This window comes from Mesorhizobium sp. WSM4898 (assembly GCF_029625845.1).
Taxonomy (GTDB): Bacteria; Pseudomonadota; Alphaproteobacteria; order Rhizobiales; family Rhizobiaceae; genus Mesorhizobium.
In genome coordinates this window covers 1-2,073 of record NZ_JARTVQ010000024.1, presented here as the reverse complement: position 1 = coordinate 2,073, position 2,073 = coordinate 1, and the positions used below count along the sequence as shown (strand labels likewise).

The following is a 2,073-nucleotide window of genomic DNA, read 5'->3' as shown; positions in this document are numbered from 1 at the left end:
GGCCGCACTCATGACCGGCTGGGCTCGGTTAATCCTGCATGCCGCGCCCATGAGGTTACTTGTCCGGAGTGCGTCGAGCACAACGAGGAGATGTAGTTCACGATCTTTGAAAAGCGTGGTCAACCATCCAAAGTGTGGATGCCTTTCATCGAAACAAACGATTTCATCAATGTTCTGGAATCCTGCATGGGCAGAAGCACCTGATGGACACCGATGCCCCCACTGCCTCATGGCGTGGCGAGCGTCTTAAGAAACCGCCCGAAAGGAGATTTTTCATGCGCTCTACCGGGCAGTGGAGTGCTGGGAAAGGGAGTTGCAACTGACCGGCCATGTCAAACTGTCCGACTTCTTCCGAGCCTATGGACAGACCGGGAGACGCGCACGTGTAGCGGCTCACATCGTCATACTGCACCTACGCCACACACCGGCCGGACCTGATCCGGCTTTATGAGCATTGGGTTTTGTCAGTTGCCCAAGCGTGATGGCTTTCGCGACGCGGCGCGCCTCAGGAACTGAGCCGCGTCCAGGTCGAAACGCGGGAAAGAAAGACAGGAAACAGAATGGCCGATCAATTCGCAACGGACGTCATTGCCCTGATCAAGAAACGCGCCGAGTCGGAGAGCGGTGAGGGAATGCCTGCGTCATTCGTCGGCGAGATAACAATCGCCACGGAACTGGACGCGCTCGGGTTCGATTCGCTGGGTTTGGCGGACGTCCTCTGGGATGTGGAGCAGGCCTACGGCATCAAGATCGACATGAACACGGCCGATGCCTGGTCCAATCTCAAGAATGTCGGCGACGTCGTGGAAGCCGTCCGCGGCTTGCTTGCGAAGGAGGCTTGAATGGACAGGCGCGTCGTTATCACCGGAGTGGGCGGCCTGTGCGGACTGGGCACCGACGCCGCCTCTATGTGGAAAGAGATGCGCGAAGGCCGCTCCGCCATCGGCCCGATCGCCAATTCCGAGCTTCATGACCTGGAGGGCATGACCGGCGCTGAGATCAAGGCGCTGCCCCAGCACGACATCAACCGGGGGCATCTCATCTCCATGGACCGCTTCAGCTTGCTCGCCGTGCTTGCAGCGCGCGAAGCCATGCGGCAGGCCGGACTTTCCTGCGACGAGGGGAATGCCCATCGCTTCGGCGCGACAGTGGGCGTCGGATTTACCGGTTCGTACGCAACAGAACAAACTTACCGCTCACTGCTTTTGGGTAGCGCAATCCGTGCTGAACTCTTCACTGGAGTAAAGGTGATGCCCAGCGCCGCTTCCGTCCATCTTAGCTTGAGCCTCGGCTTGCGCGGGCCGGTCTTCGGGGTGACCTCCGCATGTGCCTCGGCCAACCATGCGATCGCCTCGGCGGTGGACCAGATCAAGCTGGGCCGGGCCGACGTAATGGTTTCCGGGGGCAGCGACGCACCCTTCGCATGGGGCGTGCTGAAAGCATGGGAAGCAATGCGCGTGCTTTCACCCGATACCTGCCGGCCCTTCTCCGCCGATAGGAAGGGCCTGGTGCTGGGCGAGGGTGCGGGCATGGCCGTGCTGGAAAGCTACGAGCATGCCACGAGGCGTGGTGCCACAATTCTTGCCGAGATCGCCGGCGTCGGCCTTTCCGCCGATGCCTTCCACATTGCCGCGCCATCTGTCGAGGGGCCAGCGTCGGCGATGCGCGCCTGCCTTGCCGATGCCGGGCTGAATGCCGAGGACGTCGACTATCTCAACGCGCACGGCACCGGTACCAAGAGCAATGATCAGACTGAAACGGCGGCGATCAAGCGTGTGTTTGGAAACCACGCTTATTCGATGTCCATCTCTTCCACCAAGTCCACGCACGCGCATTGCCTCGGCGCAGCGAGCGCGCTTGAAATGATCGCCTGCGTGATGGCAATCCAAGAGGACGTCGTGCCGCCGACCGCCAACTATCGCGAGCCAGATCCCGCTTGCGACCTCGACATCACACCCAATGTGCCGCGGGAGCGCAAGGTGCGCGTCGCCATGAGCAACGCCTTCGCCATGGGCGGTACGAACGCAGTTCTGGCATTCAGGCAGGTGTAGAAGCCATGCAAGACGCCTCATT

At 61.0% G+C, this 2,073-nt stretch carries 2 protein-coding genes; both read left to right on the top strand.

Translation table 11 applies throughout. The features are described 5' to 3' along the window. Window positions 1–560: 560 nt before the first annotated feature. Window positions 561–842: an acyl carrier protein gene (locus tag P9228_RS30780; protein ID WP_029356603.1), complete on the top strand. Its 282-nt coding sequence runs from the start codon at window positions 561–563 to the stop codon at window positions 840–842. Further along, the gene (locus P9228_RS30775; protein ID WP_095794006.1) at window positions 843–2,051 is read left to right on the top strand and encodes a beta-ketoacyl-[acyl-carrier-protein] synthase family protein; all 1,209 of its coding nucleotides are present in this window, start codon (window positions 843–845) and stop codon (window positions 2,049–2,051) included. The last annotated feature ends 22 nt before the right edge of the window (window positions 2,052–2,073 follow it).